Source organism: Coprococcus sp. RTP21204st1_G4_RTP21204_210225 (assembly GCF_040915385.1).
GTDB classification, from domain to species: domain Bacteria; phylum Bacillota; class Clostridia; order Lachnospirales; family Lachnospiraceae; genus Allocoprococcus; species Allocoprococcus comes.
In genome coordinates, this window is the sequence record NZ_JBCPDP010000009.1 from 57,143 (window position 1) to 77,810 (window position 20,668).

Genomic DNA, 20,668 nt, shown 5'->3' on the forward strand with positions numbered 1-20,668 from the left:
CTGGACAGCAGTTGAATCGCTGAAAGGAGGGAAAAGTCATGCAGGAAGAGGTAACTCAGAAAACGGTCACGTTCTGTATTCGGGCAACTAAGATTACAGCAGACCTGTTGAAAAAGGTTCTTGTTGCGTATCTGCGTCATCAGAAGCAGAAATCAGTAGAGAAGAAAGCACAGAAAAATCAGCCGAAACAGGGAAAGGTCACGGTAAAAGAGCTGGCAAAACAGAATGCCGGGATGGTCAATATCGAGATCACGGACAAAAATATCAAGTCCTTTGAACGGTATGCTAGAAAATACGGGATCAATTATGCTTTGAAAAAAGACAAGAGCAAAGAGCCTCCGGTTTATCTGGTATTTTTCAAGGGACGTGATCAGGATGCCCTCAATGCTGCTTTCCGTGAGTTTTCCCAGAAACAGATTCAAAAAGCGAATAAGCCTTCCATTCATAAGCGTCTTGCAGCTTACCGGGCAATGATGCCAAAGAAGACGAAGGACAAAGTAAAGAACCGGCATCAGGAGCAGAGTCGATGAAAAAGAAAAGCGGCAAAACTCTGATGCAGAAGTGGAAGAATAAAATCGGGGGTAAGCTGTCCGCCCTGGATAAAAAGAAACTGGTTCTTACAAATATCCCTTATGCTCTGGCTGCTTTCTATGCAGACCGGGCATTTTTTCTTTACCGGAACAGTCCGGGAGAAGATATGGGGAACAAACTTTTATATGCAATGGAACACGCAGACCGGATTTTTGCTGGTTTTGTGTTAAGCAATAACTGGAAAGATCTGCTAGCAGGTATTGTTGTTGCAGTCGTTCTGAAAGTGTTGGTCTGGCAGAAACAGGCAGACGCAAAGAAATTACGGAAAGGCATCGAGTATGGTTCAGCCAGATGGGGAACCGCAGAGGATATCAAGCCTTATATGTCGGAAGATCCATGGATGAACATTCCATTGACAGCAACAGAAGCACTGACCATGGAGAGTAGACCGAAGCAACCGAAGTATGCAAGAAATAAAAATATAGTGGTCATCGGCGGCAGTGGTTCCGGTAAGACACGTTTTTTCGTAAAACCATCGGTCATGCAGATGAACTGTTCCATGGTCATTACAGATCCGAAGGGTTTAATATATAAAGTACAGAGAAACAAACGTTGCTTCATAAACAGAAGTTGCGAAGAAACGCTTATTTGTCTGTATTTGCAGACATTTTCGCAGGAAGGAGGTGGAAAGCGTGGCACAGCGAAATAACAAGCTAACAGCTCTCTATGAGAGATTGTCAAAGGACGATGAACTGCAAGGGGAATCAAACAGTATCACGAATCAGAAGAATTATCTGGAAGAATATGCACAGGCAAAGGGACTGACGAATATCCGGCACTATACAGATGATGGATTCAGCGGAGTTACCTTTAACCGTCCTGGATTTCAGAAAATGATTGCTGATGTGGAAGCAGGACTGATTGATACCATTTGTGTAAAGGATATGAGCCGACTGGGAAGAAATTATCTGAAAGTCGGATATTATACAGAAATACTGTTTCCAGAGAAAGATGTCCGTTTCATTGCAATCAACAACAGTATTGACAGTGCAACACCAACGGATAATGATTTTACACCATTTCTGAATATCATGAATGAATGGTATGCAAAGGACACAAGCAAGAAAATCAAAGCTATTTTTCAATCCAGAATGAAATCTGGCAAGAGATGCAGTGGTGCAATTCCTTATGGGTATAAGCATGATCCAGAAGATAAAAACCATTTGCTGGTCGATGAAGAAGCAGCAAAAGTTGTAAGAAAAATATATCAGCTTGCAATCGAAGGAAATGGTCCGGCACAGGTAGCAGATATTCTCACAAAAGAGCATATCTTAATTCCTTCGGCATATCTGGAACGGCATGAGGAAGGCGAAGTGAGTAGGAATCACAGTTACCATGATCCTTATATCTGGAATGCTACCGCAGTCAGCGGGATTCTTGATAAGCGGGAATATATGGGGCATACGATTCTTGGAAAAACAATCTGTGATAACTTCAAAACAAAGAAACGAAGAAAAGCCAGACCAGAGGAATTGATTATCTTTGAAAATACACATGAAGCGATTATTGATGAAGATACTTGGAATCAGGCACAAAAGTTTAGAAAAAGAGTGACAAAGCGTGTGGCAAATGGCACGTACAAACACAGGTTATCAGGGCTTGTCTATTGTGCAGACTGTGGCAGCAGAATGTCTTACAGAAGCCCAGAAGCACAAAAGAGAAAAGATGGGAAACGCTATGATTCAGACAGTAGTTTTTCATGCTCGGCATATGGAAACAAATATAAAGAGTGTACATTCCATTTTATTACGTCATCGGCACTGGATCAGCTTGTTGATGATTCTATCCGCAGAGTTGCCAGATTTGTTCTGACGAATCAAAAAGAATTTCTGGAACAGGTGGGACAGCTGAAAGAAACTTACAGTGAAAAGTTCCTGCAAGAATCACAAAAAGAGGTCAAATCAGCTAAGAACAGGATTCAGGAGTTAGATACTTTGATAAAGAACCTGTATGAAGGAAATGTACTGGGGAAAATCCCGGACAGGCATTTTAATCGCATGATGAAAGAATATGACGATGAACAACAGGAACTGGAAGCAAAGGTGGCAGAACTGGAACAAGAACTCGGTCAGAATCAAAAATCGGAAGATGGTGGAGATCGGTTTGTCCGGCTTGTAAAGAAATATCAGGACTTTGAGGAAATTACCCCAAGAATGCTAAATGAGTTTGTAGATAAAATTATGGTTCATGAAGCGGTAGGAAAAGGTCTTGATCGGACACAGCGGATAGATATTTACTTCAATTTTATCGGACAGTTTGCAGTTCCTTTTTCGGAAGAAGAACTGAAGGCGGAAAGAAAAGCCCGACAGGAAGAAGAACAGCGTAAAGCAGAAGCCAAAAGAGAAAGACAGAGGATAGCTGCTAGGAAGTGTTCACAGAAGCGTAAAGAAGAACGTGCCAGAATCAAAGCAGCTGCGGAAGGTGGCGATGAAGAAGCAATCAGACAGTATGAAGCAATTCTGGATAAGGAGAGGGCAAGACGGGAAAGAGACCGGGCAAGCCGAAAACGGAGTTATCAGAAACAGCAGAAAAAAGCAAAAGAGATTGAAAAGGCTGCACAGGCTGGTGATCCGAAGGCTATGAAGGAGTATGAAAAGATTCTGGAAAACAGAAAGAAAGCTACTGCCAGTACACAGAAATGGAGAAACAAGCAAAAAAAGAAGGCTCTGGAGCCTACCTACCAAATAGAACCAGAGCCAACTGAACTCGAACCGGAGCAGGAATTACCTGTCACCGCTTCGGCTTGATCGTACCACAAGGACAGGAAGAAAACAAGCAGAGAGGTTATCGAATATGAAAAAATTAGCACCATTGATTCATGATACAGAGAATGGACTGGATTATATCCTTGTTGGAGAGATTTATTTACCGTTAATTGCAGTACCAGAAGAGACACGTGATATTGGATTTTATGGAAGTCTCCGCAGAAACTATCTGAGAGATTACAAGAGTGGACTGTATTCTTACTTGTCACTCAGTGGAAAACTCTGGACGCATCTTGCAGATGTAAATGAGCAATGCGTACAACGTAGAGATTTACTTATGGAGCAGATAATGAAACAGGAAGACATTACAGAAGAATTGAAAGTCAGAAATCAAATGGAATGGGTTCGCCGGGCAAATAATGTAAGAAGCCAGGTAGATGAAATGATACTGACTGAAATGGTGTACGTGTAGGAGGGGCTTATGAGATACAGGATTGAATATGCAGATGGAAGATGCTGTAATTTCGCAAACAGCAGAAAAGACCTGTTGGACTGGCTGAAACTGCTGAAACATGAAAAAATCGCAGATATCCGTAAAGTATATAAAAATGGTGTTACGGATTCTGTTCTGGATAATTACCGTAGATATTTAAAACAGTGAAAGGGGCGGACAGTCATGGCAGTTGTAAGAATTATTATAAAAATTTTGTTATTGCCGGTGCGTATATGCCTGACAATCATACAGCTGGTGGTTATGTTCATCACATGGCTGTCTGCAACGGTATTTCATATCCTGTCGGGAATCATCTGTATCACAGCTGTATTGGGGTATGGATTCGGACAGGAAACAGGCACAGAGGCATTCAGAATGCTTGCAATGGGCTTTATACTGTATGTTTTGCCTATCCTCGCAGGCTGGATTGTGGTGTGGCTGGAAGCAATCAAAATTAGACTGATGGGAGATTAAAAAGATGGAATTAACAGGAAAAATGGAAGAATTTATGAATGATCTTATCGGAGAGAGAATGGAGCAGGTCTATCAAGAAAAAGACGGACAGCAATATGATCCATTCAACGAAAAATTGGAAATGAAATTGCAAAAGATGTTTCAAAAACTTTCAGACAAACAGAGAACAATTTTATTTGATTACATGACTGAAACATCAAATAAATGCAGTGATCTGAATGAATTCTATTACCGTATGGGATTAAGAGATGGATTGATGTTGAAAGAAGTAATTCAAGTCATGCTGGATGCATTGATTGAATAAGTGGGGGCTTGAACAACTAAAAACAAACATACATTCTGTTTGGTGGGTTGAAAACGGTAGCTTTAAGTAGTATAATGTAGCTGTTTATAGCTTAGACGGAAGGAAGATAAAATGGCAAGACAAAAGAAAAATGGAACATACTTAAACGTATGTATCGATTCAGAAATATATGAACAACTTAGCCAATTTTGTGATAAGGCTGGGCAAACTAAAACAGTTGCAGTAGAAAGAGCCTTACTCGAGTACTTTGAAGAATATACAAGAAAACAACGAATGCTCGAAAAATTGGAACAAGGTAATATTTAGCGATAGAAGGAATTAAAATGGATCGTTTGACACCTGAACAAAGGCATAAAAATATGAAAAGCATAAAGTCCAAAGATACGGAAATAGAACGTATTTTGCGTAAAGCACTACGTGATAAAGGATATGGATATAGAAAAAATTATAAGGCTTTACCAGGGTGTCCAGATATAGTTTTAACGAAATATCGGATTGCAATTTTTTGCGATAGTGAGTTTTTCCACGGTAAAGATTGGGAAGTTCTTAAACCTCAATTAGAAAAAGGGAAAAATGCGGATTTTTGGATTAATAAGATAAGCAAAAATATTGAGAGAGATGATATTGTCAATAAAGAATTGCTGTATTTGAACTGGACGGTTATTAGATTTTGGGGAAAAGAAATAAAAAAACACCCTGAAATATGCATTCAAGTTATTGAAGAAACGATATTTGAAAATAAGCTAGATAGAATGGAACTTGAGGAGGAATTATAGAATGCATAAATCTATAGATTTATTTGCAGGCATTGGAGGTATCCGTAGAGGATTTGATAATGCGTTTAAAGACGATATAGAAACCACATTTGTATCGGAATGGGATGAACCAGCACAGAGAACATATAAACTTAATTATCCTGGAGCAGAAATTGCAGGAGACATTACACAAATTGATGAAAAAGATATCCCAGAATTTGATATATGTCTTGCAGGTTTTCCATGCCAGGCATTCTCTATGGCTGGAAAACATGGCGGGTTCGAAGATGATTATAAAGGACGTTGTAGAGGAACTTTATTCCAAGATGTAGTACGTATTTGCGATTACCATAAACCAAAAGTAATCTTTTGCGAAAATGTTAAAGGTCTTACTATCCATGATAGAGGGAGAACATTTAAAGTAATAAAAGGAGCATTTGAAGAAATTGGATATACGGTTTTTCATCAGATTTTGAACAGTAAGGATTTTGGTGTTCCACAAAACAGAGAAAGAATTTATTTAGTATGTTTTAGAAATGATATTGCGCCAAAAGAATTTCTCTTTCCAGAAGGAGATAAAAAAGATGTTAGCATTAGAGATATATTAGATGATGCACCAATACCTTCAAAATATTATTTATCAGATGTGTATGTAAATACTCTTAGAGCCCATAAAGCTAGACATGAAGCTGCTGGACATGGATTTGGATATGTTATCAGGGAACTCGATGGAATTGCCGGAACAATAGTGTGTGGTGGTATGGGAAGAGAAGGAAATCTTTTGATAGATCACAGGGAACATTCCATGATACCAACAACGCATATAAAAGGACATATAAACACAGAAGATATTCGTAAAATGACACCAAGAGAGTGGGCACGGTTGCAAGGATTTCCTGATGATTTTAAATGGGATCTTGCTGATACACATATGTATAAGCAATTTGGAAATAGTGTGACTGTTAATGTCATAGAGGCAATTGCTCAAAAGATAAAAGAAGTTTTGGACGAAAGTGAGGAGGAGAAACATGAAACTGTCGGGCAATAAAGGTGAGTGGAGTGAACTGTATGTGCTTCTGAAGTTATTGTCAACGGGCGAATTGTATGCTGCTGATGAAAAACTACAAAAAATCAAGGATGTGTATTATCCCATTTTAAAAATTATAAGACAGGAAGATGAAAACAAACATTTAGAGTATGTGATTGTTTCAGAAGAGCAAGGAATTGAGATACACTGGAATGCAGAAATTATAAGATCAATTACTCAAAAGGAGATGGCAAAAAGAGCAGCATACCTGTATGAAAAAATAGTAGAAGGTGGAAGTCGTGCTTTTGAGATTCCAGGGTCGGATACAATTATGAATGAATTAGCATGTACAAAAATATCTGCCCCGTCAACGGATAAGACAGATATAACGATGCAAATTCATGATATCAACACTGGATATGAGCCGATATGTGGATTTAGTATTAAATCAGAATTAGGAAGTGCGCCTACATTACTGAACGCATCAGGTGCTACAAATTTTGTTTATGAAGTTTCAGGCATATCGGATGAATTGGCTGAACAGATTAATGCAATAGATAGTAAAACAAAAATTCTCGATAGAATACAGATGATAACTGAAAATGGAACTATGAAATACAGTCATATGAAGAATAAAGTTTTTTCAGGAAATTTGATGCTGATTGATACCTACATGGAAGAAATCATAGCACACTTGTTATTGCTGTATTATCAAAATTAAGCAACTGATAGTGATAAGTTAATCCGAATCATTGAAGAACAAAATCCTTTGGGATATCCAAGAAAAGGAATTTATGCTTACAAATTTAAGAAATTTTTATGCTCGATTGCTTTAGGAATGATGCCGTCAAAAGAATGGGACGGACACGATGAAGCTAATGGCGGATACGTTATTGTAAAAGATAATGGTGAAGTACTTGCATATCATATTTACAACAGAGATGCTTTTGAAAAATATCTTTTAAATAATACAAAGTTTGAAAGAGGGTCTACAGGAAAGCATGGGTTTGCAACATTGTATATGGAAAATGGAAAAAGATATATAAATTTAAACTTACAGATTAGATTCATATAATGATTAACCCAAAGGGCATTAACCGTAAAAAGTTAGTGCCTTTTGTTTTGCTCATTATTAAAAATGGACTGTATGAGCCAGTCAGAAAAAATGAATAATGACCGATCAGGTCAAAGGATTGAGCCGATGTATTTGGACTTTTGTAAAAGTTGAAATTGCGTCGGCTTTTTTATTTTCACAAAATCCGATATAGAGGATTTTTGAAAAACAGACAGAACAGAAAATCTTGCTGAAGGGACAGCGGCAGGAGTTATGTTTTGTCTGCCGGGAGTACAGAGGGCTGGAAGTCCTTTGGGGCAGAATTGCAAAGGGTGGCAGCACCTTGCTGGGGTTAAGGGGCAAAGCCCTTAGCAGGTTAAGGGCGGCAGCCATTGCCCAGTTAAGAGGCGTTTCGCCACTTAGTACTGGGTACTGTCTGTAACGGAGACAGAGACTTTTAGCAGCTTCGCTGCAATTCCATTCGGGGAAAAACTTGAAAGAAAGGGGAAATGTGAATTGAAAGGAACAAGGCATAACGGACGATCTGGAAAAGATGGAGTTTATAATCCGCTTCACAATGATCGGAGATTTGATCCAGAACACAGTGAGCATATCGACAATGAAAGAGTCCGCCAAAATATTTACTGGGACTGCTATCAGGGATATACCACAATGGAAGACCGGGGAAAAGAGGATAATTTTTCTTTTAGCCAGATTGAAATGGCTTACTATTCGGAGCATTACAGTGACTATGTGATTAACCAAAATAAGCGACATGAGAAAGCTCGACATCCAGACAGATGCAAAGGTGTGGAAGAGATTTTGAAAAATAAAAAGACCTGCCCTGAAGAAAGTATCTATCAGCTGGGGACGATAGATGAACATGCTTCTGTAGAGACATTGATCAGGGTTTTTGATGAATTTAAAAAAGAATTTGATGAGCGGTTTGGCTCTAATGTTCATATCATTGACTGGTCACTGCATATGGACGAAGCAACTCCTCATATCCATGAGCGTCATGTATTTGATGCTACAAACCGATATGGAGAGATTGAGCCAAAACAGGAAGCAGCACTGGAAGAACTTGGCTTTGAACTTCCAAATCCAGAAAAGAAGAGATCAAAGACAAATAACCGTAAGGTCGTTTTTGATTCTGCCTGCCGGGCGATGTTTCTGGATATCTGTAAACGGCATGGATTGGAACTTGATGAAGAACCAGCTTATGGTGGGCGACAGTATCTGGAGAAACAGGATTATATCCGTATGAAGCAGAAAAAAGAGATTGCAGACCGACAGGAAACAATCCTTATGCAGATAGATAAGGTAAATGAAAATCGTCTGGAACTTGCAAAACAATCAAGTCGTGTAAATGCAAACGAAGAAATTATCCAGTCACAGGAAGAAAAAATAAAACAGCAGGACAAAGAATTTGCAAATAATTCTGATCGGATATTTAAACAAGGTGATCTGATTGAAGAACAGAAACAGGAGTTGCAACAGCTTACAGTTCGTATTGAAGATGTAGAAACTTTGCTTGATGAAGTCTCCAGTGAAGCATATGACAAGGCTGTGGAGAAAGTAGCAAAAGAAGCAATGCTGGCTACCAGAAGAGATGATATCCGTCTGGCGGAAGATTCAAAAAAGTGGATTCAAGATCCGAAGCATAAAGCTTCCAGAAGAGAAAAGGAATATGCAATAAAAAGATTGGATGGTTTGATACAGAAAATTGAAACTGCGATGGAGAAGATAGTCATAAGGATTACCAGCCAGTTGAAACAGCCGGAAAAGAAAAAAGCGGTTGTGGAGGAAATCAAAAAAGAAGTGAAGCCATCTATCAGAGAAAAACTTGCACTGAATGTAGCAAAGATTCAAAGAGAAGAGGCGGAGAGAAAACAACTGAAAAAAGGAAAATCACATTCCAGAGATTTAGAGATGTAGGGCATTTTGTTGATTCCGTAAGGATAGGACAGAGTGCTTTTTTGTTTTTATTGAAAACTTGCTTCCCAGATTTGGGAAGCAGATTTGAGAAAGTGAGGAAATGAATTGGGATTATTTGATGAAGTGAAACAGAATGTAACCGTCCGACAGGCTGCGGAGATGTATGGATTGAAGCCAAACAGGAGTGGGCTGATTCGCTGTATTTTTCATAATGATAAATCGCCCAGTATGAAAGTAGACCGAAGATATTACTGCTTCGGCTGTGGCTGCACAGGAGATGCGATTGATTTTACAGCACAGTTATTTGGACTGGGATTAAGAGATGCGGCAATGAAACTGGCAGATGATTTTGGAATTAACTACTCTGCCAGAGGAAGAGATTCCTTGGAAAGCAGAAGAAACATTTTGGTGAGAAAGCCAGAACCGACACCAGAAGAACAATGGGAAAAAGAATATATGAGATGCCTGAAAGCTTATCTGGATTATCGGATTATGTTGCTGGAATGGAAAGAAAAGTACAGACCCAAAACAAGAACAGAAGAATGGAACGATAGATTTACAACTGCCCTGAGAGAACTTGTGATTGTTAATTATTATCTGGATACCTTGCTGTTTGGAGAGCCTGCGGACAAAGAAACAATAGTGAGAGAAAAGCGAGAGGAGATAGAGAATATTGAGCGAAAATGTAAAAGATATTTCAATGAAAGAGGAAAAAGATTTGATAAAGAAAATGATTCTTATGGTGAACCCAGGGGACTGTCGGGAAATCAGAGAAACCCTGAATATGACGGAAAAAGGGACAGTCAAAAATTCAATGGAGAATTATGTGACCGTATTAAGAAAAGATCCGCTGTTAGTAGGTAGTCTTCGATATAACCGATTGACAGAGAAAATTGACGTAACAAAAGTTCTCTGGTGGAATAAAGAACCATGTGTATTAACGAACAAAGGAAGAAAAGCACTTCGGTATTTCTTTGAAAAATATTATGGTCTGTTCAATGAAAGTGTTATGGACGATGCATTGGATCTGGAAGCATACAGTAAAGAATACCACCCCATTTGTGAATATTTAGAAACTCTTGAATGGGACGGGAAAGAAAGAATCCGTAATGTATTGAAAGTGTATATGGGTGCGGACGATTCGGATATGGTTTATGAAATGCTGAAACATTTTATGATGGGAGCCTTAAACCGTATCTACTGTCCAGGGTGTAAATTTGATGAAATGTTATGTCTGGTAGGACAGCAGGGGGCGGGAAAATCCACTTTTTTCCGCTTTCTGGCACTGGACGATCAGTGGTTTTCAGACAGCTTGAAAAACCTGAATATGGAAAAACCTTATGAATTACTTCGGGGACACTGGATTTTGGAGATGTCGGAGATGACAGCTGCAATCAGTGCAAAGAGTATCGAAGAAACAAAATCTTTCTTATCAAGAATGAAGGAAACCCACAGAAATCCTTATGAAAAATATGAGGAAGACAGACCAAGGCAATGTGTGTTTGCTGGATCATCAAATAACCGGCAGTTCATTCCGTTTGATCGTACCGGGGCAAGAAGATTTCTGCCGATTGAAATTGATAGCAGCAAAGCAGAGAAGCACATTCTTGATGATGAGCCAGAAGCCAGAGAGTATTTTGACCAGCTGTGGGCAGAAGCAATGGTATTGCTTAATGCAGCTGAAAATAAATCGGAATTACTGCGGTTTGACAGTGAGATGGAATTTAATATCAATGAATATCGGAAACAGTTCATGCAGGAAGATACAATGGCAGGAATGATTCAAGGGTGGCTTGACAGCTATGACGGAAATTATGTCTGCTCTATTCAGCTTTGGAAAAATGCCTTTAACCATTATGACGGAGAGCCGAAGAAATTTGAGACAAATGAAATCTGTCAGATCATGGATACTCAGATTATCGGGTGGAAGAGAGGCGGATATCATCGCTTTACAAAGGAAGGGTATGGGAAGCAGAGATGCTGGATTCGGGGAGATACAGATGGTGGCAACAACGAAGGAGGAGAGGGATTTATTGACCTTTCCGAAGCCGAACAGATGGCACTTCCTTTTAACTAGCCCGACAGAGAAAGAGGACAGTTTTTGAAGCCGGAAGGCTGATTTTTACCCGGTTGGTTATCGGTTGTTGCCACTATTGTATCCGCCGAAAACCACTGATTTTAAAGGCTTTACAGCTATTTTTACTAGGTGGCAACAAGATATTTCAAAAAAGAAAATAGTAGTGTTATAAATTGGGAAAATGAGTGGTGAAAAACACTTGAAAGAAAGTTTCAACCATGTTGTTGCCAGTTGCAAATTAAAGCTTTAAATGAATACGTCCGGCAGAGACAAAACAATCCTTCTCTCTGTCGGGCAATTTAGCGAAAGGAGAAAATTTATGGAAGATAAAAATATAGTTCAGACTACAAAAGAAAAAAATCCAGATTATGAAAAGAAAATCGGGAATACCTGTTATCAGGTTAATTACTATTTTAATCAAAACTCTAGCATGACCATGCAGGAAAAAGTAATGAAAATTATGAAGGCAGAGTTAGATATGGAAGTCCGTAATCCAGCATAAATACTGGGCTTGCTGGCATTTAGAAAAAAAATAAGCATTTATTGAAATTCCTACTTGACGAAATAGTACCCAAGGGCACTCTGATCGAGGAGTGCGGAAAGATGTTGACAAAAGGACCACCAAAGAGGGATAAAGATGAAAATGTCATCAAAGATAAATCCGGAAAAGTGGTGCATGAGCCTTATGTGATTAAGGTTCTGAATACCATTAACTTTTCCAAATCCCTTCATTACAATCCGTTTGCTTATATACGGTCTGAAAAAGATATCTTAAAGCTGGTGACGACAATTATTGCCAATACCAAAGGGGAAGGTGAAAAATCTTCCGAAGATTTTTGGGTGAAAGCAGAGAAATTGCTCTACACAGCACTGATTGCTTTTATCTGGTATGAAGGGGATGAAGAGGAAAAAAATCTGAATACCCTTCTGGATCTTTTGAATGAAAGCGAAACCCGTGAAGAGGATGAAACTTACCAGAATCCAGTGGATATGATGTTCCAGGAACTGGAAGAAAGAGATCCGCAGCACTTTGCGGTCAGACAGTATAAAAAATACAAAATGGCCGCCGGCAAAACCGCAAAATCGATTTTGATTTCCTGTGGAGCCAGACTTGCCCCATTTGACATCGCAGAGCTTCGTGAGATCATGTCTTATGATGAAATGGAACTGGATAAGATCGGTGACAGGAAAACAGCCTTGTTTCTGATTATGTCCGATACAGATACAACCTTCAACTTTGTGATTGCGATGCTGCAGTCGCAGCTTTTCAATCTGCTTTGCGATAAGGCAGACGATGTATATGGTGGAAGACTTCCGGTGCATGTACGTGTCATCGCTGATGAGTTTGCCAACATCGGGCAAATTCCTCAGTTTGACAAGCTGATTGCAACTATCCGAAGCAGGGAAATCTCTGCTTCTATTATTTTGCAGTCACAGAGTCAGCTCAAGGCAATGTACAAGGATAGTGCAGATACCATTCTGGGTAACTGTGATACTACACTATTTCTTGGTGGAAAAGAGAAAACTACCTTAAAGGAAATGAGTGAACTTCTGGGTAAGGAAACCATTGATCTGTATAACACTTCGGAAACGAGGAGCAATCAGAAGTCCTTTGGATTGAATTACCAGAAAACAGGCAAACAGCTGATGACAGAAGATGAGATTGCAGTCATGGATGGAGGAAAATGTATCCTGCAGATTCGTGGTGCCAGACCATTTTTCTCAGACAAATATGATATCACGAAACACAAAAATTATCGGTTTCTTGCAGATGAAAATGAGAAAAACCGATACAAAGTAGAAAAAGAGTTAAATCCGCAGTACACACCGAAACCCGAAGAAGAGGTGGAGGTAATTCAGGTGGAGCTGTCGGAGTAACCTTGGGAATGAACGAAAAATAATGAGGAAAGGAATAACTGACATTAGGTGCGCCGGCTTTTTAGTCGGTGTTTTTTCATTCCCGTAAACACCTGAAAGAAGTCAGTTTTGGTGAATGTATATGGCATTTTTTAGCAGTGCAATTACAACTTTAAAAACTCTTGTAGTCGCAATCGGCGCAGGTCTTGGCGTGTGGGGTGTCGTAAACCTTCTGGAAGGATATGGAAATGACAATCCCGGCGCTAAGAGCCAGGGCATCAAACAGCTGATGGCTGGTGCCGGAATCATGCTGCTGGGAACTACCCTGATTCCACAGCTGGCAACATTGTTCTCTTAAGAGGAGTGGTAGATGAACACCATCATTGAGAGAATTACGGAAGCGATAAAGGATATCCTGATCGGGCTTATTAAGTCAAGTTTGGATAACATGTTCACGTCTGTCAATGAGCAGGTGGGAACCATAGCCGGGCAGGTGGGACAGACACCGCAGGGATGGAATGCAGGGATTTTTAATCTGATTCAGAATATATCCCAAACGGTGATTGTCCCCATTGCGGGACTGATCATCACCTTTGTCCTGTGCTATGAATTGATCACGATGGTAACACAGAAAAACAATTTCCATGAATTTGAGACTTATAACATTTTCCTCTGGATCTTCAAAGCGTATGTAGCCATTTATCTGGTGACAAATACGTTCAATATCACGATGGCGGTCTTTGATGTTGGCCAGCATGTGGTCAACAATGCCGCCGGGGTGATATCAGGAAACACTGCGGTGGATGCAACAGAAGCAATTTCACGGATTGTGGATGCCCTGGAGGATATGGAGTTAGGGGATTTGTTCCTGCTATCCATGGAAACGATGTTGATCAGTGTTACCATGCACATTCTGTCAATTATCATTACGGTAATCTTGTACGGAAGAATGATAGAAATTTACCTTTATACTTCCATAGCACCAATTCCGTTTGCCACCATGACCAATAAGGAATGGGGTAATATCGGAAACAACTATTTAAAAGGCTTGTTCGCACTGGCATTTCAGGGATTCTTCATGATGGTCTGTGTGGGAATTTATGCAGTTTTAGTAAATGCAATGACCATATCCAGTGACCTTCATGCAGCAATGTTTTCAGTAGCGGCTTATACCGTGATTCTTGCATTTTCATTATTCAAGACCGGAAGCCTTAGCAAATCAATATTCAATGCCCATTAGCGGGCAGGAAAGGAGCGCATACCATGGCGTATGTACCAGTACCAAAAGACCTTACCAAGGTCAAAACAAAAGTAGCATTAAATCTGACAAAGCGGCAGTTGATTTTCTTTTCACTTGCCGCAGTTGTGGGAATTCCGTTTTATCTGGTCATGAGAAAACCAATCGGTTCTAGTATCGCAGCCATCCTGATGGTAACGATCATGCTTCCGTTTTTCTTCATGGCAATGTATGAAAAAGACGGTCTTCCCTTTGAAAAAGTGGTGGCAAATATCATTCGACAGAAGTTTATCTGTCCGGCAGTAAGACCATATAAGACAGAAAATTTTTATCAGGAGATTTCCACCCTTGTGAAAAAGGAGGGTGTGCCGGATGGCAAAAAAGACAAAGCAGGAGGCTCAGCAGGAGCGTCTGTCCGTGGCGGAAAAAAGAAACCGTCAGGAAAGAAGAAACAAAAAAAGCAGAAAAGAAAGAGAACAGGAAAAGCGTAAGAAGAAACAGGAGCGGGACCGCAGGAAACAGAAAAACATTCCTACAACTGCACAGCAGAGTATTCCGTATATTCGGATGCTGCAGGATGGTATCTGCCAGGTGACAAAGACCTTTTTCTCCAAGACGATTCAGTTTTATGACATCAACTATCAGCTTGCTTTAAATGAGGATAAGACCACGATATTTGAAAATTACTGTGATTTCTTAAATTACTTTGATTCTTCCATCAGTGTGCAGCTGTCCTTTATCAATCAGCAGGTGGATGTGGCAGAATTTGAGAAAAGCATTGACATTCCTGATCAGAACGATGACTTCAATGCCATTCGTGAAGAGTATCGTACTATGTTGAAAAATCAGCTTTCAAAAGGAAATAATGGTCTGGTAAAGACAAAGTATATCACTTTTGGAATCGAAGCAGAAAGCCTGAAGGTGGCAAGACCAAGGCTTGAAAGAATCGAAACAGATATCTTAAACAACTTTAAGATTCTGGGAGCACAGGCACATTCACTAAATGGTCTGGAAAGGCTGGAGATTATGTATCATGTGTTTAACCAGGATCGGATCGAACCATTTAAGTTCCAGTATAAGATGCTGCCGGAAACCGGATTAAAGACCAAAGATTTTATTGCACCGGCTTCCTTTAACTTTTCCAAGAATCAGACATTTATGATGGGAAGAACGATGGGGAGTGTGAGTTACCTGCAGATTCTTGCACCGGAGCTGACAGACCGGATGCTTGCAGACTTCCTGGATGTGGATGACAGCATCAATGTCAACATTCATATCCAGTCCATTGATCAGAGTTCAGCAATCAAAATGATTAAGAGCAAGATTTCAGATCTGGATAAGATGAAGATTGAAGAGCAGAAACGGGCGGTACGTTCCGGTTATGATATGGACGTGCTTCCATCAGACCTTGTAACCTATGGAGAAGAGGCGAAGAATCTGCTGGAAGATCTGCAGTCCAGAAATGAGAGAATGTTCCTTGTGACAGTTCTGGTAATGAATACCGCAAAGAAGCGTCAGAAGCTGGATAATAATATTTTCCAGGTACAGGGAATCGCACAGAAATATAACTGTTCCTTAAAACAGCTGGATTATCAGCAGGAAGCAGCACTTATGTCCTGTATTCCGCTGGGAGTCAATCGGATTGAAATCCAGAGAGGGCTTACCACATCTTCAACAGCGATCTTCGTGCCATTTACGACACAGGAACTGTTTCAGGAAGGGGAAGCTCTTTATTATGGATTGAATGCATTATCCAACAACATGATCATGGTTGACCGGAAGCGTCTGAAGAACCCGAACGGACTGATTCTTGGAACACCTGGTTCCGGTAAGTCCTTCTCAGCAAAGAGGGAAATTACAAACTGCTTCCTGATTACGGAAGACGATATCATTGTCTGTGATCCAGAAGCCGAATATTCGGCACTGGTGCAGGCACTGCATGGGCAGGTAGTTCGGGTTTCTCCAGTATCTGACCAGTATATCAATCCAATGGATCTGAACCTGAACTATTCCGAGGAAGACAATCCACTGTCACTGAAAGCAGATTTTATTCTGTCTTTGTGTGAATTGATTGTTGGAGGAAAGAATGGACTGGAGCCGGTAGAAAAGACCATCATTGACCGTTGTGTACGGTTAGTCTATCAGGAATATCTTGCTGATCCAGTACCGGAGAAGATGCCAATCCTGGAGGATTTATATAATCTGTTGCGGAAACAGGAAGAGCCGGAAGCACAGCGTCTTGCAACTTCATTGGAGATTTATGTTACAGGCTCCCTGAATGTATTTAATCATCGCACAAATGTAGATATCAACAATCGTATCGTTTGTTTTGATATCAAAGAGCTTGGAAAACAGCTGAAAAAGATTGGGATGTTGATTGTGCAGGACCAGGTATGGAACCGAGTGACTATCAATCGTTCCGCTCATAAATCTACCCGTTACTATGTGGATGAATTCCATCTTCTATTAAAAGAAGAGCAGACAGCAGCTTACAGTGTGGAAATTTGGAAGAGGTTCCGTAAATGGGGAGGTATTCCAACTGGTGAACTGGTTTGTTACTTGTTAGTCGCTTAAAGTGCAAACTATCGCCGTTCTGACTGAAACCGGCAAGTAAGTCAGAAGTATCAATGCGGAAAAAAACGGGAAAGGGGTAGCGACCTAATCCGAGTGGAAGGCTATTCATAATAGAATAGCCACACGCAACGCATAGAGCTTGAACCTGCATAAGCAGAATATAACAGCTCCAAGAGGCCGCATTGCCAGCCGGTACGATATAATCGTGGTAAAAAGATATGCTATGCTGAGCGTGAAATGACACGCTGATGAAAATGGGCGAAAGCCCCAGAGAGGTGGATAAAAAGCCGCCTGATAATAACAATCAGATAACACAGAATATCAAAGATTTATTGGCTTCCAGGGAAATCGAGAATATTTTTGAAAACTCTGATTTCATTTATATGCTCAACCAGGCTTCCGGAGACAGGCAGATTCTGGCAAAACAGCTGAATATCTCACCAACCCAGCTGTCCTATGTAACCAACAGTAATGAGGGGGAAGGACTTCTGTTCTATGGAAATGTCATTATCCCATTCGTAGACAGATTCCCGAAGAATTCCCTCTATAAAATCATGACAACCCGCTTGGAGGAAACTTCTGAAGCAGAGTAAATCAAAGGAGAAAACAATGTTACGAGCAATTTCATATGTATTAACTTTTAGTGGCGGTGCTGTTTTTGGCATCGCTTTTCTCTGTTTATTACAGGCAGGGAAAGGGTATCCGAAGAAGGAGGAGTAAGTAGTGGCAGAACAGAGAATGAAAGTCAGGGATAAGAAAGTCCAGAAGATGACCAAGGATGGTCTTGTGGAAGAAAACCTGACGGATAAATCTTCTGTTCGTGTCAGTAACCGTGCCAGTGATGTGCAGATGGGAGGAAAACAGGGGGAAAAAGAATTAAGCCTTGTGGATAAGTCTTCCCGCCAGTCTGAACGGAGTGGGAAAAATATTCGTCCTTCTGTGCAAAAATCCAGAGATGCACCGGAACTGATACGGACAGAGAAGCAAAGTGAGGATTTTGGACAAAATAGAAAACAGCAAAAACGGAAAAGGATTCGTGCTGAAGTCGGAAAAGAATCCAGACTTGCAGGAAAATCTGAAGCCGGACAGTCAGGGAGACTGAAAGAAAAACGTGCTGATCTATCAGAAAACAGAGGAGACAGCAGGAGAAATCAGACCGGCGGCAGCAAAAAGCCAAAACAAAAGCAGCGTTTGAAATTTGCTTATGAGGAAACTGGTGCTTCTGTGAAAAATGACAAAGATATGGAGAAATTGAACCAGATGGATACGGATGGAGTCAATTTCCGCCATCAAAAACAGAAGGAAAAAGCCAAAAAGTTTTCTTATGAGGAAGCAAAAATGAAAAAGGAAGCTAAGCAGCATTCCAAGAAGGCACAGGTCTATCGGGCAAATGAAGGGGAAGCTCCTGGAAAGAAGAAATCCCGCTTGAAGTTTGGCGAAGGGGAATCTGTGAAAACAGAAAAAACTTTTGTTGTTAAGAAAGCAGGAAGTGCAACTTCCGCAGCATTGCACCGTGAGATCAGTAAAAATGAAGACGATAATGCGGCAGTAGAAGGTGCCCATAAGTTGGAAGAAGGCTGCGAAGGTATTTACCGGCTGGAACAGAGAAGTGCCAGACGAAGGAAACAGAGGGCTTCCAGAAAGAGAAGCAGACTGGAGAGACAGGCAGAGAAACAGACACAGGCTGCAGCCCGTCAGGAGCAGAAGAAACTGAAAAAACAGATTCAGAAGCAACAGATCAAATGGGATTATGCCAAAGCGAAGCGAAGTGAACAGACAGTAGGAACAGCTACAAAAGGTACGATTGATTATATTAAGAAGATTGGCGGTAAGGTCACCAACTTCTTTAAAGAAAACCGGAAGGTGTATATCAGTGTAGCAGTTCTGATCGGATTGATGTTTCTGATCATAACGAATGTCACGTCTTGTTCTGCAGTGTTTTTACAAAATGTGATCACTTATACCGGAACCAGTTATCTGTCATCGGATCAGGCAATCCGGGAAGCGGAACTGTATTACACACAGCTGGAAGCTAATCTGCAGGAGCGGATCAACAACATGGAATCTGAAGAACCGGGACATGAGGAATACCGATATAACATCGGACCTATTGAGCATGATCCGTTTATCCTGATCAGTTATCTGTCAGCAAAGTATGAAGAATTTACCTTTGAACAGGTAAAGCCAGAACTGGATGCTCTTTTTGCATTGCAGTATCGGTTAGAAACAGAAGCAGTCAATGAGATTGTGACAGAGACAGCAACTGTAAGAGTTGGAGAATCTTTGGGACAGGTTGTGACCAGTGGGTATTGTAACTGCCCAATTTGTTGTGGTATTTGGAGCGGAGGACCGACTGCCAGTGGAGCATATCCAACTGCCAATCATACCTTAGCGGTAGATGCTTCCAATCCGTTTGTACCAATGGGAACAAAGGTAGTTATGAATGGTGTCGAATATACTGTAGAAGATACCGGAGCTTTCGCAAGATACGGTGTACAGTTTGATGTCTATTATGACAGTCATGCGGCAGCATCTGCACATGGACATCAAACATGGGAGTGTTATCTGGCAGATGATAATGGAAGCAATGAAGTGGAAGTGACCAGGACAAGAGATGTAGATGTGCTGAATGTCACCTTAAACAGCGGAAATCTGATGTCGATCTGTCAGGACAGGCTGGGATTTTTCCAGAAAGAACTGTTCAGTGCCTACAACGATACAAAAGGCAACTTGCAGATGTTTGCGACACCGGTTGATTTTAACTGGTATTCCAGTGTGACCAGCTATTATGGATACAGGATTCACCCGATTTCTGGAGCAAATCAGTTACACAATGGCATGGATATCGGGGCACCGGAAGGAACAAAAGTGATGGCAGGACTGACCGGAACAGTTACAACTTCTGCTTATAACGACAGCTATGGCAATTATGTTGTTATCAAGGACAGTAAAGGCTATGAACTGCGGTATGCACATTTAAGTAGCCGGAGTGTATCTGCAGGAACATCTGTCACGAAAGGTGACGAGATTGGTCTTGTAGGAAATACCGGAAATTCCACGGGAAGCCATCTTCATATTGAACTTCTGAAAAATGGAGAGCGGTTAAACCCAATCTTTTATCTGGAAACAGGAGAAGGGGCAGGCTTTGGCGGTAATGAATATACCAGTGAAGCAGCACAGCGTTTGTTAAATGAAGCAGCGAGATATCTTGGAACACCGTATGTATGGGGCGGATACTCTCCTAGTGGATTTGACTGTTCTGGATTTGTAAGTTACTGCCTAGTTCATTCTGGTGTTAGAAACACCGGAAGGTTGACAGCACAGGGATTGTACAACATTTGTACACCTGTATCACAGTCAGATGCACAGCCGGGAGATCTGATCTTTTTTACAGGAACCTACGATGCAGGAGAACCAGTAACGCATATCGGAATCTATGTGGGCAATGGTCAGATGATCCATTGTGGGCATCCGGTGCAGTATACGTCCATCAACTCTCCATACTGGCAGAGTCATTTCTATGGATTCGGACGATGGTAAGAAAAAAGGGCGGCTGCATCAGCCGTCCGGAAAGGAGAACCG

Annotated in this window: 20 protein-coding genes and 3 pseudogenes; all 23 read left to right on the plus strand. The window is 40.7% G+C overall.

The window, feature by feature from the left end; translation table 11 throughout:
* Positions 1-38 precede the first annotated feature (38 nt).
* Positions 39-530 carry a PcfB family protein gene (locus AB5213_RS10185; protein ID WP_054752943.1) on the plus strand — a complete coding sequence of 164 codons (492 nt, stop codon included), beginning with the start codon at positions 39-41 and terminating at the stop codon, positions 528-530.
* On the plus strand, positions 527-1,240 hold the full coding sequence (locus tag AB5213_RS10190) for a type IV secretory system conjugative DNA transfer family protein (RefSeq protein WP_368276652.1): 714 nt from the start codon (positions 527-529) through the stop codon (positions 1,238-1,240). Before AB5213_RS10185 ends, AB5213_RS10190 begins: the two co-directional genes overlap by 4 nt.
* A complete protein-coding gene (locus AB5213_RS10195; RefSeq protein ID WP_195656038.1) occupies positions 1,224-3,338 on the plus strand; it encodes a recombinase family protein in 2,115 nt (704 codons plus the stop codon). The genes AB5213_RS10190 and AB5213_RS10195 overlap by 17 nt, the downstream gene beginning before the upstream one ends.
* A 46-nt stretch (positions 3,339-3,384) precedes the next feature.
* Entirely contained in the window at positions 3,385-3,768 is a 384-nt protein-coding gene (locus tag AB5213_RS10200; RefSeq protein WP_368276653.1) for a TnpV protein, read from the plus strand.
* 9 nt (positions 3,769-3,777) lie between these two features.
* Positions 3,778-3,957: a hypothetical protein gene (locus AB5213_RS10205; protein ID WP_195656036.1), complete on the plus strand. Its 180-nt coding sequence runs from the start codon at positions 3,778-3,780 to the stop codon at positions 3,955-3,957.
* 15 nt (positions 3,958-3,972) lie between these two features.
* Positions 3,973-4,263: a hypothetical protein gene (locus AB5213_RS10210; RefSeq protein WP_368276654.1), complete on the plus strand. Its 291-nt coding sequence runs from the start codon at positions 3,973-3,975 to the stop codon at positions 4,261-4,263.
* Between the two features lie 4 nt (positions 4,264-4,267).
* Positions 4,268-4,567 (plus strand): hypothetical protein, encoded by a 300-nt coding sequence (locus AB5213_RS10215; protein WP_195656034.1) that lies wholly within the window; start codon positions 4,268-4,270, stop codon positions 4,565-4,567.
* Positions 4,568-4,678: 111 nt separating this feature from the next.
* Positions 4,679-4,873 carry a RepB family protein gene (locus tag AB5213_RS10220; RefSeq protein WP_195656033.1) on the plus strand — a complete coding sequence of 65 codons (195 nt, stop codon included), beginning with the start codon at positions 4,679-4,681 and terminating at the stop codon, positions 4,871-4,873.
* Between the two features lie 17 nt (positions 4,874-4,890).
* On the plus strand, positions 4,891-5,343 hold the full coding sequence (locus AB5213_RS10225) for a very short patch repair endonuclease (protein WP_195656032.1): 453 nt from the start codon (positions 4,891-4,893) through the stop codon (positions 5,341-5,343).
* A 1-nt stretch (position 5,344) separates the two neighbouring features.
* Positions 5,345-6,370: a DNA (cytosine-5-)-methyltransferase gene (gene dcm, locus AB5213_RS10230; RefSeq protein ID WP_195656031.1), complete on the plus strand. Its 1,026-nt coding sequence runs from the start codon at positions 5,345-5,347 to the stop codon at positions 6,368-6,370.
* Positions 6,351-7,424, plus strand: a pseudogene (locus AB5213_RS10235) (HpaII family restriction endonuclease). Before dcm ends, AB5213_RS10235 begins: the two are co-directional and overlap by 20 nt.
* A 495-nt stretch (positions 7,425-7,919) precedes the next feature.
* On the plus strand, positions 7,920-9,341 hold the full coding sequence (locus tag AB5213_RS10240) for a serine/arginine repetitive matrix protein 2 (RefSeq protein WP_368276655.1): 1,422 nt from the start codon (positions 7,920-7,922) through the stop codon (positions 9,339-9,341).
* Between the two features lie 105 nt (positions 9,342-9,446).
* Positions 9,447-10,205 (plus strand): CHC2 zinc finger domain-containing protein, encoded by a 759-nt coding sequence (locus tag AB5213_RS10245; protein WP_368276656.1) that lies wholly within the window; start codon positions 9,447-9,449, stop codon positions 10,203-10,205.
* Positions 10,156-11,418: a virulence-associated E family protein gene (locus AB5213_RS10250; RefSeq protein ID WP_306789340.1), complete on the plus strand. Its 1,263-nt coding sequence runs from the start codon at positions 10,156-10,158 to the stop codon at positions 11,416-11,418. The genes AB5213_RS10245 and AB5213_RS10250 overlap by 50 nt, the downstream gene beginning before the upstream one ends.
* A gap of 319 nt (positions 11,419-11,737) precedes the next feature.
* The gene (locus tag AB5213_RS10255) at positions 11,738-11,920 is read left to right on the plus strand and encodes a transposon-encoded TnpW family protein (protein WP_227190465.1); all 183 of its coding nucleotides are present in this window, start codon (positions 11,738-11,740) and stop codon (positions 11,918-11,920) included.
* A gap of 62 nt (positions 11,921-11,982) precedes the next feature.
* Positions 11,983-13,296 (plus strand): annotated as a pseudogene (locus AB5213_RS10260) (VirD4-like conjugal transfer protein, CD1115 family); the annotation flags it as partial.
* 121 nt (positions 13,297-13,417) lie between these two features.
* Positions 13,418-13,633 (plus strand): Maff2 family mobile element protein, encoded by a 216-nt coding sequence (locus tag AB5213_RS10265; RefSeq protein ID WP_017144663.1) that lies wholly within the window; start codon positions 13,418-13,420, stop codon positions 13,631-13,633.
* Between the two features lie 12 nt (positions 13,634-13,645).
* Positions 13,646-14,515, plus strand: coding sequence for a VirB6/TrbL-like conjugal transfer protein, CD1112 family (locus AB5213_RS10270; protein WP_015524554.1), 870 nt, complete (start codon positions 13,646-13,648; stop codon positions 14,513-14,515).
* A 23-nt stretch (positions 14,516-14,538) separates the two neighbouring features.
* Positions 14,539-15,003 carry a PrgI family protein gene (locus AB5213_RS10275; protein WP_349123859.1) on the plus strand — a complete coding sequence of 155 codons (465 nt, stop codon included), beginning with the start codon at positions 14,539-14,541 and terminating at the stop codon, positions 15,001-15,003.
* A pseudogene (locus AB5213_RS10280) lies at positions 14,885-17,056 on the plus strand (VirB4-like conjugal transfer ATPase, CD1110 family); the annotation flags it as partial. The gene AB5213_RS10275 and the pseudogene AB5213_RS10280, both read left to right, overlap by 119 nt.
* 278 nt (positions 17,057-17,334) lie before the next feature.
* On the plus strand, positions 17,335-17,679 hold the full coding sequence (locus AB5213_RS10285; protein ID WP_368276657.1) for a conjugal transfer protein TraE: 345 nt from the start codon (positions 17,335-17,337) through the stop codon (positions 17,677-17,679).
* 16 nt (positions 17,680-17,695) lie between these two features.
* A complete protein-coding gene (locus AB5213_RS10290; protein WP_008688066.1) occupies positions 17,696-17,806 on the plus strand; it encodes a hypothetical protein in 111 nt (36 codons plus the stop codon).
* Between the two features lie 18 nt (positions 17,807-17,824).
* A complete protein-coding gene (locus tag AB5213_RS10295) occupies positions 17,825-20,626 on the plus strand; it encodes a CD1108 family mobile element protein (RefSeq protein WP_368276664.1) in 2,802 nt (933 codons plus the stop codon).
* The last annotated feature ends 42 nt before the right edge of the window (positions 20,627-20,668 follow it).